General features: G+C 56.3%; 12 protein-coding genes and 2 tRNA genes. 9 read left to right on the top strand and 5 right to left on the bottom strand.

Annotated elements, in window-relative coordinates:
• Positions 1–537: 537 nt before the first annotated feature.
• Positions 538–969: a MarR family winged helix-turn-helix transcriptional regulator gene (locus ROLI_RS11225; RefSeq protein ID WP_187432084.1), complete on the top strand. Its 432-nt coding sequence runs from the start codon at positions 538–540 to the stop codon at positions 967–969.
• A gap of 1,500 nt (positions 970–2,469) precedes the next feature.
• Complete coding sequence (locus ROLI_RS11220; RefSeq protein WP_338469155.1) at positions 2,470–2,667, top strand: hypothetical protein; 198 nt, start codon at positions 2,470–2,472, stop codon at positions 2,665–2,667.
• A 125-nt stretch (positions 2,668–2,792) separates the two neighbouring features.
• Here the strand turns inward: ROLI_RS11220 and ROLI_RS11215 are convergent, their stop codons facing one another.
• Both ROLI_RS11215 and ROLI_RS11210 read right to left on the bottom strand, forming a co-directional pair.
• Positions 2,793–4,970 (bottom strand): xanthine dehydrogenase family protein molybdopterin-binding subunit, encoded by a 2,178-nt coding sequence (locus tag ROLI_RS11215; protein WP_187431616.1) that lies wholly within the window; start codon positions 4,968–4,970, stop codon positions 2,793–2,795.
• Positions 4,971–4,973: 3 nt separating this feature from the next.
• Positions 4,974–5,435 carry a (2Fe-2S)-binding protein gene (locus tag ROLI_RS11210; RefSeq protein WP_187431618.1) on the bottom strand — a complete coding sequence of 154 codons (462 nt, stop codon included), beginning with the start codon at positions 5,433–5,435 and terminating at the stop codon, positions 4,974–4,976.
• A gap of 234 nt (positions 5,436–5,669) precedes the next feature.
• Here ROLI_RS11210 and ROLI_RS11205 point away from each other — a divergent pair, with 234 nt between their 5' ends.
• The 3 genes from ROLI_RS11205 to ROLI_RS11195 all read left to right on the top strand — a co-directional run bounded on the left by ROLI_RS11205 (position 5,670) and on the right by ROLI_RS11195 (position 7,045).
• A complete protein-coding gene (locus ROLI_RS11205; RefSeq protein WP_187431615.1) occupies positions 5,670–6,248 on the top strand; it encodes a histidine phosphatase family protein in 579 nt (192 codons plus the stop codon).
• A 35-nt stretch (positions 6,249–6,283) separates the two neighbouring features.
• Positions 6,284–6,359: transfer RNA gene (locus ROLI_RS11200), tRNA-Val, on the top strand.
• Positions 6,360–6,769: 410 nt separating this feature from the next.
• Complete coding sequence (locus ROLI_RS11195) at positions 6,770–7,045, top strand: hypothetical protein (protein ID WP_187431614.1); 276 nt, start codon at positions 6,770–6,772, stop codon at positions 7,043–7,045.
• Positions 7,046–7,142: 97 nt separating this feature from the next.
• Here the strand turns inward: ROLI_RS11195 and ROLI_RS11190 are convergent, their stop codons facing one another.
• Entirely contained in the window at positions 7,143–7,703 is a 561-nt protein-coding gene (locus tag ROLI_RS11190; protein WP_187431613.1) for a VOC family protein, read from the bottom strand.
• 323 nt (positions 7,704–8,026) lie between these two features.
• On the opposite strand from ROLI_RS11190, the gene ROLI_RS11185 reads away from it, so the two are divergent.
• The gene (locus tag ROLI_RS11185; RefSeq protein ID WP_187431612.1) at positions 8,027–8,746 is read left to right on the top strand and encodes an SGNH/GDSL hydrolase family protein; all 720 of its coding nucleotides are present in this window, start codon (positions 8,027–8,029) and stop codon (positions 8,744–8,746) included.
• A gap of 142 nt (positions 8,747–8,888) precedes the next feature.
• Positions 8,889–8,965 (top strand) — tRNA-Asp (locus ROLI_RS11180).
• 274 nt (positions 8,966–9,239) lie between these two features.
• Here the strand turns inward: ROLI_RS11180 and ROLI_RS11175 are convergent.
• The gene (locus ROLI_RS11175) at positions 9,240–10,052 is read right to left on the bottom strand and encodes an alpha/beta hydrolase (RefSeq protein ID WP_338469265.1); all 813 of its coding nucleotides are present in this window, start codon (positions 10,050–10,052) and stop codon (positions 9,240–9,242) included.
• 108 nt (positions 10,053–10,160) lie between these two features.
• Positions 10,161–11,534 (bottom strand): M20/M25/M40 family metallo-hydrolase, encoded by a 1,374-nt coding sequence (locus ROLI_RS11170; protein WP_187431610.1) that lies wholly within the window; start codon positions 11,532–11,534, stop codon positions 10,161–10,163.
• A 252-nt stretch (positions 11,535–11,786) separates the two neighbouring features.
• On the opposite strand from ROLI_RS11170, the gene hemA reads away from it, so the two are divergent.
• Positions 11,787–13,010, top strand: a complete 1,224-nt coding sequence (gene hemA, locus ROLI_RS11165) for a 5-aminolevulinate synthase (RefSeq protein WP_187431609.1) — start codon at positions 11,787–11,789, stop codon at positions 13,008–13,010.
• Between the two features lie 129 nt (positions 13,011–13,139).
• Positions 13,140–14,378 carry a helix-turn-helix domain-containing protein gene (locus ROLI_RS11160; RefSeq protein ID WP_187431608.1) on the top strand — a complete coding sequence of 413 codons (1,239 nt, stop codon included), beginning with the start codon at positions 13,140–13,142 and terminating at the stop codon, positions 14,376–14,378.
• Positions 14,379–14,415 lie beyond the last annotated feature (37 nt).

Raw genomic sequence — 14,415 nt, 5'->3', positions numbered from 1 at the left:
GTTTCGGGTCTCGAAGGTTCTCTTTTGTATCCACTCTTTAGACGGGTGTGCCGTAGAGTGAATAATTCCTTCTTGATCCTGTCCTGCAAAACTCGACTGTAATTACTGTGTTTTTGGTCGCCGACACCGCCGCGATTGGTTGATCATGTATCGCTACAAGGTCTTGTGGGCGATAAGCAGTTCCGGGTCCGTGATATTTTCCGTCAGCTTTGCGCCTAAAACGGCACCGAGGTCATGCGAACCCCTGCAAATTCGAGTTGTTTGCGAGAGGTCCTTTCAAATTGCCAACACAAACTCGCCCTGAACGGGTCATTCCACGTTTTTGCTGACTCGCCGAACCAGCTGGCGCTTTAGCGCGTTTTGGTCCTGCGGCGGCGCTGCAATCAGTGATTGCCCTGTGGCCAATGTGCAGAAGGTCTTGATCAAACAATGTCATACGATGACCGTATCTGTTGCGGATATGATGTCATGCTCGTTAACCCTAGTCTGAACTAGCCGTTGAGCTGCCATACCATTCGAATTTAAACTGAATTTGAAATGAAAAAAGCTGCTACGACAAAAAGTGATATTGCCACTGCAATCCTCTTGGAGGCCATGGTGCGTGACGCCTATCGCTCAAAAGTTTCAGCTGATGTTCATCCATTGCAATGGTCAGTTTTACGATATCTCGGCACGCACCCGCAAAGCCAGTGCACGATGAGTTTGATGCGCAAATCACTACGAAAGACGCATGCGCCCGTAGTTCGGGCGATTCAGACGCTGGTGAAGCGTGACTTAGTGCGACAAATTGCCAATCCGGAGGATGCGCGCAGCAGATTTCTTCTCCTGACGCCCAGTGGCGCAAAAACGCTCTCCCGAGACCCGATCCTGGGGATCGTGAGACGATTTGAGATTTTGCCCCCATCGCAATTACGTGTGTTCAAAAATGCCGTTCATGCGATGGCGTCACTTCAAGATCCGGGAATCTAACGCGACGGGAAAACTCCGATCCTTGCGCGTTTTTTGCATTGGTTTCCAATGCCAGTGGGTGGCTGATGGTCAAGTCGACAGATTGTCCCAACTTCATTTGACGTTCAGGACCGCAATCCATTCTCGACAAACCTCGAGGGCGGTGTGTGATGACTGGTAGCCACACAGATCGGTCTCAGGAGAGCTTGTCTTCTGCTCTGTCGACAGATGCTCAAAACCGACAGCCTACTGGTTTTCTAAAGCATTTTGTATTTAATCTGCGGCATATCCGGCAGCTTTGAGGAGGTTCCGGCATTCGCTTGGATCAAACAGATCACAAATGTCGCCGAGGGCCTGGAAGAGTGCATCGAACGTTTTTAGCCCGATCGGTCTCAGATGGGCTTTGAGAAAGCCATCTCGATCATTGGCCGTCAGGGTATTGTGCAGCAATGTCCCGAGAGGTGGGGTTGAGGTCGCGGGAGTAGGGCGGCAAGAACAGGAACCAGCACGCGCTTTCTTAACGCCTGCGCTGCGCGGGGGCTTTTGTGGGTGGAAAGATTGCCCCTTGCCCGGCAGTTGATTGCAAAGCAATTAAGGAGAGGAGAGAATGGCTACCGTTCCGGGTTCCAACGCAGGTGTCGAAGGCGCGCCCGTCCAGTGCACCCGTGATCACCCACGGCGCGATCAGCGCAGCCCGGCGATGAAAGTCTGCGTACCCCGTTTTCCAAAGGGCGCGGTGCCAAGGAGGCGCTCGCCTATAGGTGCCCGTCCGCACAGCCGCGTGACATTGGTTTTTACGGCTGTCTCATCCACTGGCCGTCAGGGTATTGCGCAGCAATGTCCCCAGAAGCAATAAAGACCAGTCTGTGTGGCTCCTGGCGCATGCGCGGCTGGCGGTGGTTGATCCACCCCCGCCTTGCCCTGCGCAGGGCAGGCCGATTACGTTCCCGTGCGATAAGTCCTTTTTTCATATAAGAACCCGGCGCGTACCAAGGCGCGGTGAATTGATGAGAGGTGAACAGATACGCCAGACGTGTCTTCCAGCGCGCCGGATAGTTCATGCAATGTTATGTCTGGTTCGGCACGGATAACCCCGATTAAGAAATCCTTATACGGTGCCAGCTGGCCAAATCGGCCCACCGGCCTGCCCTGTGGTCTGGGCGTGACGTCGCGCCGCTCTCGTTTGTCCGCAGCATAACGCACCCCCGTTGCCGCACTGACACCAAAAATACGCCCTGCTGCACGACAAAAGATCCCAGCAGCAACATACCCGCAAATCCGGTGCCGAAGATCTAAAGAAAGAGGTTTGCCCATCATCCACCTCCACACTGAAAATGAAGCAGACAAAGACTCCTTTGGGAAACACAAATCAATTCAGATTAAACGCGGACCTCTCTAAATGGTTAAAAACGTTTCGACATTGCGGTGTCATCTCGTTCCCTTTGTAGAAAATCACTGCTAAAAAGAGTGCTAGTGGCACATAATATTCCATTAAGAGAGCCAAGAATACGGGAGCGTAAGTTGGATAAAATCAGCAGGGAAGTCGTTGAAGAAACTCAATCCGTCCTGCGCGAATTGAGAGGATATATCGCCGTCGTTCAGAAAAACCAAGGGGATAGCGCCCATCCCGTTTTGGCCCTGTTGTCGGCGAAACTGGATCAGACGGTCTGTGATATCGAAGATCTTGATCGCTCTGGACAGCATTCGCCAACATCCTGATGGCGATACGAATGTGCGCTGGTGCATGAACAAGATGCGTAACGCTGGAGTCTTTTGCAAAAAATTAGCTGCATGTGAAACGCCCCCCTGATTGTTCAGGCGGGCGCTTCCTTTCTCACATGCCCTCAGGCGAAATTGATGCCTTCGTTCTGCATGGGCAGGGATGTGATGCGCGGACCGTCCACAGCGATCGCATTTGCCAATGCGGGACCGGCGGGCGGTGTGCCGGGCTCACCAATCCCTGTCGGCGCTTCACTGGATGCGATGATATGTGTATCGATTGCGCCAATGTCGCGCATGCGCAGCGGTTCGTAATCGGGAAAATTGAATTGGTCCGTCTCCCCGCCCGTCAGCGTGATCTCGTTGCGCATGATCGCACCGATTCCATAGCCGATTCCCCCTTCGATCTGCGCCTTGATCACATTTGGATTGACCGGGAGACCGCAATCAACGGCGGCAGTAAACTTCTCGATTTTGACAGCCCCGTTTTCATCGCGTGAGATTTCAGCCACCTGCGCGACATAAGAGCCAAAGGACTTATGCACCGCAACACCTTGGCTTCGCCCCTTTGCGACGTTGCCCCAACCGGCTTTTTGAGCGACCAGTTCAAGCACACCAGCAAGGCGTTGTTGATCCGGCGTTCCGCCCGAGAGGTATTCCAGACGGAAATCAACGGCGTCCTTTCCGGCCGCTTTGGCGGCAATGTCCATCATGCTCTCCATGACATAGGCCGTGTGGGTATGGCCGACTGAGCGCCACCAAAGCAGCGTTGTCGCTGGTTTGTTATCCGTTAGCCCAAAATGCATGCCGGGAATATCGTAAGGCGTATCGGCGGCGCCCTCGACCGACGCGTGATCAATCCCGCCATGCACCATGACGCTTTCAAAGAAGGTGCCTTTGAAAATCGACTGCCCGGCGATGCGGTGATCCCAGCCCACGATTTTGCCGCTGTCATCCAACCCGACGCGCACCTTATGGGCGAAGGCGGGGCGGTAATATCCACCGGTGATGTCATCTTCACGCGACCAGACGAGCTTCACCGGGCGGGTGCGGTCCGTCATGGCAAAGGCCAGCGCCACTTCGACCTGATAATCCGCGCTTGGCGTGGCGCGACGGCCAAAAGAGCCGCCGGCGATCATGGTGTTGACCTTGACCTTCTCCATGGGCAATTCAAGGATTTGTGACAAGACATTGTGGTTGCTGGTGGGAAACTGCGCGCCGTCATGGATGACGACCGCGCCGTCAGCCAGGGGTTCGATTGTAGCCGTCAGCGGCTCCATCGGAGCATGGGCCAACAGGGGGAAATAGAAGGTTTCCTCCACCACCTGCGCGGCCCCTTCAATGGCGGCGAGCGTATCGGACAAGTCACTTTCTGAGGAGGCGTCGAATTCTGCATCGCCGTCCAATGAGGCCAGCAGTTCACGACGAATTTCATCCGACCCGCGCGTTTCGGCGGCGGTGAAATCCCAAGTCACACGGACCGCTTCGCGAGCCTGAAGCGCGGCCCATGTCTTGTCGGCATAGACCGCAACACCGGCACCATTGGGCAGCGCAAGCGCCTGAATGAAGCCCTTTATGCCCTGCGCGCCGCTCTCGTCAAAGGACGCGACGCTTCCCCCCATGCGTGGACTGCGTTTGATAACCACAACCATCTGGTTTTCCAGATGAAGGTCCATCGCATATTGCGCCGTGCCGTCGATCTTGGAGTTTTGATCGTTTCGGTGCACGTCCGGGTTGCCGATGATTCGGAATTGCGCGGGGTCCTTGAGCGCGGGGTCTGCCGGAACATCCAGCAGGCTGGCATCTGCGACGAATTCACCAATGTCGCCGCTTTGATCCGGCCCTGAGATCGTCCCGTCTTTTAGAGAGAGGGCGCTTTTGGCAACACCCCAACGCTGTGCTGCCGCCGTCAGCAGCATCTCGCGCGCCGCAGCCCCGGCCGTTCGGTATTGCAGATATGAATTCGCCATGGCGGTTGATCCGCCAGTCCCCTGATACGGTCCGAACAGGCTGTTGTTGTAGACCGCTGGATCGGAGGGCGCGAATTCGAATTTGATCGCATCAAGCGACATGTTCAACTCTTCGGCGATCAAGGTGGACAGCCCGGTCGCGGTGCCTTGGCCTTTTTCGAAATGTTTGATGATGGCGGTGACCGTGCCATCCGGCGCGATTGTCACAAAGGGGTTCAGCGCACCGTCGCCCGCCTTGGCTAGCGCACCGCGCGGCGATATTCCGATTGCCAGCACGCCGGTTGCGGCGGCGGCGGTTGCAAGAAAACCACGTCGGGATGTTGTGAGTGTCATGGTTCAGGCCTCCATCAGGTCTGCGGCGCGCAAAATCGCGGCGCGGATGCGTTGGTAAGTGGCGCAGCGGCAGGCATTGCCGTTCATGTAATCATCGATATCCGTGCCAGAGGGTTTGGCGTTTTCGCTGAGCAGGCCGACGGCGGACATGATCTGCCCGGACTGGCAATAACCGCATTGCACGACGTCAAGTTCCGCCCATGCCGTTTGAACCGCGCGCCCGATGTCCGAATTCAACCCCTCGATGGTTGTTATCTCGGAGCCCTCGACGTCTTCAACATAGGTTTGGCAGGACCGCACCGGCACGCCATCGACATGCACCGTGCAGGCACCGCAGGCCGCGACGCCACAGCCAAATTTTGTACCGGTCAGTTTCAGATCATCGCGGATCACCCAAAGCAAGGGGGTGCCGGGGTCAGCGTCCAGCGTTTGGATTTCGCCATTCAGTTTCAGGGTAATAGCCATCACATTCTCCTGTTGGGTGGTACCAATCTCGCGCATATCTATTTTGCTTTTAGGTAGTGTGGAAATCGCAAAATGGTACTGCCAAACCGCTGTGACAGGCTAACAGTTGGTAAAGCAACATTAATTTCTCTGTGGCGGATGGGGTCGTCGGCCAGATTGATATTGCGCTGCGGGCCGGGACCGTGCCATCGACACTTTGGAACTTAAGTTATCCGCCTGCTGGGAGACGAAGAAATGAGGCCGCCGCTCTATATTCTGCGCCATGGGCAAACGGTTTGGAATGCCGAACACCGTATCCAGGGCAGGCTCGATTCTGCACTGACCGCGCAGGGCCGCGCGCAGGCACGCGATCAGCGCAAAATTCTCGGTGGCTGCGATCTGCGCGATTTTCAAGCGTTTTGCAGTCCGCAGGGTCGTGCTTTTCATACGGCTTCGCTGGCGCTGGAAGGATTGTTTCAAACAATTCAGACGGATGCGCGCCTGTCGGAAATATCCGTCGGCGCGTTTGAGGGGTTGCGCCGGGATGCGTTATTGCCCGGTCACAAAATGGATGAAAGCGAAGAAAGCGGCCTTGACCTTTATGAGCGCGCGCCGGGGGGGGAAGGTTTCAAGGGGCTGCATCGGCGCTGCCTTGCCTTTCTGGATGATCTATCCGGGCCGGCGGTACTCGTGACGCACGGCATGACATCGCGCATGTTGCGTTTGATTTTGTTGAATATGGACATCTCGCAGATGGGTGCGCTGCCAGGTGGGCAGGGTGTGGTTTATCACCTTGCGTATGGAGAAATGAAATGCCTGTCGATAGGGGCTTGAAGCCGCGCGCGAGTTTGGCTAAACCGCCGCTTAACGGGTCGTTAGCTCAGTTGGTAGAGCGCTTCGTTTACACCGAAGATGTCGGGAGTTCGAGCCTCTCACGACCCACCATTTAGTCTGTATTTAGATGAAAGTGCTAAGCGGGATGTATTGCCGCTGACGAGGAAAGTCGCCAAACCGTATTTGGCGTATTCCGGCTAATGGCGAATATGTATCCATGATGACCTTGCCCGAGCAGCTGTAATTTTTTTGTCATATTGGGCACAACGGACGTTGTATTTGATAATCTATGCGTGTTTTCAGGGTAAAATTGATCTACCTTGGGTTGACAAATAGATTGGTGTCCAGAAAGAGTGATGCCAAGCCAGTCAAAAGAAACAGCGTAAGAATACAAGGATCATGCGACGCGACACTAGGGTGCGTTGCAGGTCCCGCGCGAAATCGGGATATCTGCGGTGGTATCACATCGCAATTGTCTCTGGTCGGGTAGGGTTTTGAGAGTTGCAGGAAACGGACATGATATGACCGTGCCAGCGGGTGATGATCTTTTGACGGGTGTTGACCTTTCGTCTGCTTTTGAGACGCTTGATGCTTTGCAAAGCCGGGCACGTGTAAAGGCGGCGATGCAGGCGGCGGCAAAATTACTGGAATATGCGGCTTATGAAATGGCGTTGGTGCAACCTGCGGGCGATGTTTCTGAGTTCATTCATATCGCGGCCCGGCTTGATCTGGCGTCGCGGCGTATGGAACCTGATCGCGCGCAAACGAAAGTTAGCGAGGATTTGCAACGGACCTGATGCCACGATGCGGTTGGGAAAACCGGAGCTTCTGTGAGTGATCGGTCGATAGGGCATCGTCGGTGCCAAAATTACTCTGACACCGCATCCGGTGTTTTCAGACGTCGATCATGCGCGGCTGGCGCTGCTGCGTCAAAATTTCGATTGCATCGGCAATATGACAATCGGCAATGGCCAAATCCTCTCTTTGCACACGCAAGGAATGGGCCTGGGCCAGCACATCCGCGTGGGTCGCACCCTCGGGCGGCTCAAAACGATAGCAGGCCAATTCGATTCGCAGGCCCAGAGGATCGTGAAAATAGATGCTGTTCATAAAGCCGCGATCCTTGAGACCCGTATGCTTGATGTGCCGCTCATCCAATCGCTCGCAAACCTGCGTCAACACCGAACGCGACACTGAAAACGCCAGATGGTGAACAGCACCGACCTGATCTTTCAGACGTTCGGGTGTGAGTTTGCGATTTTCATCTGTAAATACTGTGATTGTTTGACCGTTACCTGCTGCAAAATAGAGATGCCCCTGCCTGTGGTCGTCTAGATTGGGCTGATCGAAAATCAGTGAAAAACCAAGGAGCCCCTCCCAGAAATCAATGGAGGTCTGGCGATCAGCGCCGGTCAAGGTAATGTGATGGATGCCCTGGGCCTGAATCTTTCGCATTTTCTCGCTCCTCGCATTTCAACACTCACCCTAGGCGGGGATCATCACGGGCTCAATCCATCATCGCTGTCTCTCGACCCATTGGCGATGGGGACCGGATGTGCTTTTTACACGCTGGTGTTGAGGGAGACAGGCATCCATGCTGCGGGTTGAAACGGATGGTGCATTCTTGGCCATACGCTGAGACGTGCAGGACAACAGGAAAGGATGAGAGGCATGAGCGCGCTATTTTGCAAGGCCACATCTCGGTCGCGCCAATCAGAAGGAGGAGGTGGGGGCACGCTATCGGGGGGCCGCGGGTCGCCGATACAAAGGCATCGGGGATGTTAGCGGCACGCCTGCTTCAGGTGGGTCTCTCTCCCGTTCTCGCGCTCCAGGCGCTTATGGTGATCGCGCGCACGCCAAAATTGCCCGAGGCGGGCGGCGTAAGGTGCGGGCGCGTCGGTTGCGGTCCGGTTTTGCGGCTGTTGATTGTCGGGGATTCATCGGCGGCCGGTGTCGGAGTACGGGATCAGTCAGAGGCACTGAGCGGGCAATTGATCGCGCCTTTGTCCAGGCATTGTACCGTCGACTGGCACCTGGTGGCCATGACGGGTATGACCACGCGCGCCATGCCCGAGCATCTGCGCCGCTCCTGTCAGGGAGATTTTGACGTTGCTGTCACGGCACTTGGCGTCAATGACGTGACGCGTTTGGTAAATCCTGACAAATGGGTGGCGCAAACGCGCGCCTTTCACCAAATGCTGCGGCGCGACTATGGAATAGAACATATCTTTGTCACATCGGTGCCGCCCATGGGACGATTCCCGGCGCTCCCGTTTCCTCTGTCTGGCGTCTTGGGCGCGCATGCCGAGGCGATGCGGAGCGCTTTGGATGAGGAGCTGAAAACACAAGAGGCATGCAGGCTTGTGGATCCGGGTTTTCAGTTGGACCCGGAGATGATGGCGCGGGACGGCTTCCATCCTGGGCCTGCGCTTTATGCGCGCTGGGGCGAGGTTATGGCGCGCCAAATACGGGATGATCTGGCGATCAAAGACCAATGACGGGGTCGCAGACCGCGCAGCTGTGGGGTCGCCTTTTGGCCTGAGCGAAAAAAAACCACATCAAGAGGCGCTACCTGCTTGACGGGACCCCAGACGCGCCATAAGACGTCCAAGCACACCGGGCTTGCTCGGTAAGCTGCGGGCGGTTGTAGCTCAGATGGTTAGAGTACCGGCCTGTCACGCCGGGGGTCGCGGGTTCGAGCCCCGTCAACCGCGCCACCGCTGCTTTAAAAGGGACCCTTGGGTCCCTTTTTGCATTTCGGGAACGGCGGTTTTTCGAAATGTTGTGGGGGATGAAACCTGCGTGGCTCATAATCACATGAAACTACCGGGCATTTTCGCCTGAAAGCTGGTAAATTCGTGACCCCGTAATTTTCGACGCTCAAAACTCATTGACCAGGCGATCCGCTCGAGGCCGCTCGGCAGGCACCGGTTTTCCCGCACCGAGGACTCTGTTAAAAGGGAAAGGCCTACCCAATACGGAAACGACCTGTCAGCCCTCTGCGTGCTCCAGAAATCGAGCAAGGGCCTGCGTGGTTTCAGCCGGATATTGATCGACGAAGAAATGCCCGCCTGGCAGGGCCTGCGCGTGGATGTTCGAAAGACGATCCTGCCATGTTTCCGGCACATCGTAATGACGTGCCATAGCGCCCTGCGCCCCATATAGAACCAATGCCGGGCAGCTGACCCTGCGCGCCAGATCGGCGGCGTCCAGCTCGAAATCATAATGCAGCGCGGCGCGATAATCAGCGCACATGCCGCGTATGGTCTCCGGATCGCGCCAGGCGGTGCGATAGGCTGCGAGGGCCTGAGGCGCGAAATCCGACAATTCGGCCGCTCCCCAACCCAGCAAACAGCTCTCGAAATATCGATCCGGGTCATGGCCGATCATGGCTTCGGGAAACGGTGCGGGTTGGGCCAGGAAAAACCAATGGTAATAGGCTGATGCGACGTCACGGGTGAGATCCGCCAGCAGCCGGTGCGTCGGGACGATATCCATCACGGTCAGGCTCAAGACCTGATCCGGCGCATCCAGCGCAAGGCGGTGGGCCACACGACCGCCGCGATCATGTCCCGCAACATGGAACCGCGCAAACCCCAAATGCGTCATCAATGCCGATTGGTCCCGTGCCATGTGGCGGAAACTATAATTTTCCGTCCCCTCGGGCTTGGAACTCTCTCCATAGCCGCGCAAATCCGGTGCGATGATGGTGAATCGATCGCTCAACGCGGCCCCGACCTCACGCCACAAGACATGTGTTTGCGGAAAACCATGCAGCAGCAAAATAGGTGGGCCTGATCCCATGCAAGCATAACAAATCCGTTGCCCGTTCACATGAGCAAAGGCTTTGGCGAAAGCATCAGCCATCCGATGCACAGGCCGTAAGGTGGGCTTTAGGCCACCGTGCCGCCCTCACGTCGCAAGTGCCGCCAGAATTCGCGCCCAACTGCGGATGCCCTTGTGAAAACTCTCAACGTCATATTTCTCGTTGGGCGAATGGATCGCATCATCATCCTTGCCAAACCCTACCAGCATCGGCGTGGTCCCCAGAATATCCTGGAAAAACCCCGCAATCGGGATCGACCCGCCACAACCAACATAGGCCGCTGGGACCTGCCACTCCTCACTCAACGCGCGCCGTGCCGCCTCAAAACTCGGATCGTCGGTTTGTGTCATCGAGGCCTTGCTGGCACCGTGCCCTTCAAAGCTAACTTCGCAATCCTGTGGCAGCATCTCGCGCACCATCGCGCGAAAATTCTCCCGGATCACCAGCGGATCCTGATCCCCGACGAGGCGGAAACTGACCTTGGCATGGGCCTGCGCGGGCAGGACGGTCTTGAACCCATCGCCCGTATACCCACCCCATATCCCGTTGACTTCACAGGTCGGGCGCGACCAGATCATCTCCAGAGGCGTGCGATCCTGTTCTCCGGCCGGGTGTGACAGCCCGACATCTCCCAGAAATCCCGCATGATCAAAGGCCAACCCCTGCCACTGCGCCTCCATCTCATCGGAGAGTTCCGCAACGCCATCATAAAATCCCGGCACCATGATGCGCCCCTGATCATCATGCAGCGCCGCGATGACGCGTGACAAAACCCGGATTGGGTTGATCGCAACACCGCCATACATCCCCGAATGCAAATCCACATTCGGCCCGGTGATCGTGATTTCCTCTCCTAACAGACCGCGCAGCATGGTCACGATTGCAGGTGTCTTGCTTTCAAACAGACCCGTGTCGCAGATCAACGCAATGTCGGATTTCAGTTCTTTGGCATTTTCCTGCATGAACGGCACGAGGGACGGGGAGCCGCTTTCCTCTTCGCCTTCCAAAAAGAACGTCAGCTTGCATGGCAGGGACCCATGCACCGCTTTCCACGCGCGGCAGGCCTCGATGAAGGTCATCAACTGGCCCTTGTCATCCGAAGCGCCGCGCCCGCGAATGACGCGGCCCTTGGCGGTTTCCTCGATCTGTGGATCAAAAGGGTTGTTGTCCCACAGCGCCAGTGGATCAACCGGTTGCACATCATAATGGCCATAAAACAACAAATGCGGCCCCGGACCATCCAAATGCCCCACAACCATCGGGTGGCCGGGGGTTGGGCGCTTTTGCGTTGCGATGCCAAGGCTATTGAGGTCCGCCGCCAGCCAATCCGCCGCGCGATCACAGGCGTCTTTGAAAGCAGGGTCCGTCGAGATGGAGGGGATGCGCAGCAAGGCCATCAGCCGATCCGTAGCGTCGGGCAAATCCGCATCAATGCGGGACAAAACATCGTTTAACGACATAGCAAACTCCTGAGTATCTGTGCGAGCGTATCAGTGTGCACGCCGGTGTCCAGCGCCCAGCTTTCCAGCGCGCAACAGATCGTTTGACGGCCCCATTGCCAGACCCCCCAACGCTGGATGGATTTGATACAGGTCAAAGATGCGACAGGATGCGCAGCCTAAAGTTATTGAACCTTAAGGCTAGGGACTATATTCAGTTTAGAAGGATTCCAACGGTGCTGAGTACCCGGGATCGAGTGAAGGAGAGACCGGGTGAGCTATAACGAGCAGTTGGACCGTGCCCTTGCGCGCTTGCATGAGGAGGGCCGTTACCGGACCTTTATCGACATCGAGCGGCACAAAGGCCAATTCCCTCATGCAACGCGCACGCGCCCTGACGGCAGCACGCAGGACGTGACGGTCTGGTGTGGCAATGATTATCTGGGCATGGGACAGCATCCGGTTGTGCTGGAGGCGATGCATGAGGCGCTGGATGCGACGGGGGCCGGTTCGGGCGGGACGCGCAATATATCGGGCACCACTGTTTATCACAAACGCCTGGAGGCCGAGCTTGCCGATCTTCACGGCAAAGAATCAGCGCTGCTGTTTACCTCCGCCTACATAGCAAATGACGCCACTCTTTCAACTTTGCCTAAACTTTTCCCTGGATTAATTATCTATTCTGACGCGCTCAATCACGCCTCGATGATCGAAGGGGTGCGCCGCAACGGCGGTTCCAAACGGATCTTTCGGCATAATGATCTGGACCATCTGCGCGAATTGCTGGCGGCGGATGATCCCGCTGCGCCCAAAGTGATCGCGTTTGAATCGATCTACTCCATGGACGGTGATTTTGGACCCATCGAGGGCATCTGTGATCTGGCAGATGAATTTGGCGCGCTGACCTATATCGACGAGGTGCATGCGGTTGGCATGTATGGTCCGCGCGGTGCTGGAATCGCGGAGCGGGACCGTCTGATGCACCGCCTCGACATTATCAACGGAACCCTGGCTAAAGCTTACGGTGTGATGGGTGGATATATCGCAGCGTCTGAAAAAATGTGTGACGCCATAAGGTCTTATGCGCCGGGATTCATCTTCACGACCTCGCTTCCACCCGCAGTTGCAGCGGGGGCTGTTGCATCGGTTACCTTTCTCAAACGCGCCCCAGAATTGCGGCGGGCACATCAGGAGCAAGCACGGGCGCTGAAGCTGCGCCTCAAAGGATTGGGGCTCCCCATCATCGATCATGGAAGCCATATCGTGCCGGTCATGGTGGGCGATCCGGTGCACACCAAGAAGCTCAGCGACATGCTGCTAGAAGAGCATGGCATTTATGCGCAGCCGATTAATTTCCCGACCGTGCCAAGGGGAACGGAACGGTTGCGCTTTACCCCATCGCCCGTACACGGGCCGGATGAAATGGATGCGCTGGTACACGCCATGGATAGTTTGTGGTCCCATTGTGCGCTGAATCGCGCCGAAGCTGCGGGCTGATAAACAGCAGTATGAGAATCCAGTTGCCTTGTGTTAACCTAGCATAAACAACAAGTCAGGTACGAATCGTGAGGACGGTTTGAAGCCTGGCACAGATGTCAGGCAGCTATACAGGATCGGGGCAGGGCTATGATTGGGCGCAAGCACTCCAAGAGTGTTCAGGAAGATCTCGAACGCAAAGCGTTTGATGATTTCGAATTGCGCCTTGGCGATGTGATGCGCGGGGAGCGCGCCACTATCGGCAAGTCGCTTTTGGATGTGCAGCGGGAATTACGCATCAAGGCATCTTATATTGCTGCGATCGAAAACTGCGACCCTGATGCATTTGATACACCGGGTTTTATAGCCGGTTATGTGCGCTCCTATGCGCGCTACCTCGGGATGAACCCCGATAAGGCCTTCGAGACATTCTGCGAAGAGAGCGGTTTTACCGTCGCGCATGGGATGTCGTCCAAGGCCTCAGTTGTCAAAAAATCGCCTCTGGGAAAGCGTTCGCAGGCGTCAAGTGAAGCGGATATGTTCAGCCGGTCCAAAACACCCTTTACGCCGGTTGGGGATGGATTTTTTTCCGGAATTGATGCCAGCGCCATCGGGTCCTCTTTGGTATTGGTTGCGTTGATTTCCGCGATTGGGTTTGGCGGTTATTCTGTCCTTCAGGAAGTCCAGCGGGTTCAAGTTGCACCTGTTGAGCAGACGCCTATCGTCCTCTCTGATCTTGATCCTTTGGACGGTGTCCTATCTGCTGCGCCGGATGCAACGGCGAGCACACTGACACCAGGCGTGATGGACCAGCCGAGGGTTGAGGCGCTGGATCAGCTTTATAGGCCACAGGCGCTTGATGTGCCGGTTCTCATTGCGCGTGATGCACCGATATCGACCATTGATCCGCGCACGATTGGGAATTTCACCAGTGTTGCGCAAGACGCCCCACCTCAGACACAGTCGTTGGCGGGCTCAATTGATGCTGCGATTTCTGCCAGCCTGATACCGCTTCCCTCCGTTCCACAAGTGGTGGAAAAACCGCAGCCGGCGCTTCGCATGGTGGCTGTTCGTCCCTCCTGGGTGCGGGTGAGCGCTGCTGATGGAACTGTCATATTTGAAACGATTATGGAACCTGGTGAAACCTGGGATGCCCCCGCAAGTGAAGTGCCCCCGACCTTGCGAACGGGCGAGAGTGGTGCGATCTATTTTTCGTTGAGTGGCGATTACTATGGGCCGGTTGGTGAAACTGGAACGGTTACATCCAACTTACCGTTGGAAGCCAGCGGTCTGAAATCGCGCTTTGCAGTTGCGGATCTCGCCGCGGATGAAGCGCTGGCCACAATGGTTGTCGAGTTGCAGACCATACCGGAACCCTCCCTTGAATAATCGCGGTTTCTACTGAAACCGCCCATTGCGAGCGTCG

The sequence above is a fragment of the Roseobacter fucihabitans genome (assembly GCF_014337925.2).
Classification (GTDB): domain Bacteria; phylum Pseudomonadota; class Alphaproteobacteria; order Rhodobacterales; family Rhodobacteraceae; genus Roseobacter; species Roseobacter fucihabitans.
This window is presented reverse-complemented; position numbering and strand designations above follow the sequence as displayed.

Coding starts and splice junctions, on each gene's coding strand:
- ROLI_RS11160 (WP_187431608.1), top strand. CDS start 13,140: ATGATTGGGCGCAAGCACTCCAAGAGTGTTCAGGAAGATCTCGAACGC.
- ROLI_RS11215 (WP_187431616.1), bottom strand. CDS start 4,970: ATGACACTCACAACATCCCGACGTGGTTTTCTTGCAACCGCCGCCGCC.
- ROLI_RS11225 (WP_187432084.1), top strand. CDS start 538: ATGAAAAAAGCTGCTACGACAAAAAGTGATATTGCCACTGCAATCCTC.
- ROLI_RS11210 (WP_187431618.1), bottom strand. CDS start 5,435: ATGGCTATTACCCTGAAACTGAATGGCGAAATCCAAACGCTGGACGCT.
- ROLI_RS11175 (WP_338469265.1), bottom strand. CDS start 10,052: ATGGGATCAGGCCCACCTATTTTGCTGCTGCATGGTTTTCCGCAAACA.
- ROLI_RS11205 (WP_187431615.1), top strand. CDS start 5,670: ATGAGGCCGCCGCTCTATATTCTGCGCCATGGGCAAACGGTTTGGAAT.
- ROLI_RS11185 (WP_187431612.1), top strand. CDS start 8,027: ATGTTAGCGGCACGCCTGCTTCAGGTGGGTCTCTCTCCCGTTCTCGCG.
- ROLI_RS11195 (WP_187431614.1), top strand. CDS start 6,770: ATGACCGTGCCAGCGGGTGATGATCTTTTGACGGGTGTTGACCTTTCG.
- ROLI_RS11170 (WP_187431610.1), bottom strand. CDS start 11,534: ATGTCGTTAAACGATGTTTTGTCCCGCATTGATGCGGATTTGCCCGAC.
- ROLI_RS11190 (WP_187431613.1), bottom strand. CDS start 7,703: ATGCGAAAGATTCAGGCCCAGGGCATCCATCACATTACCTTGACCGGC.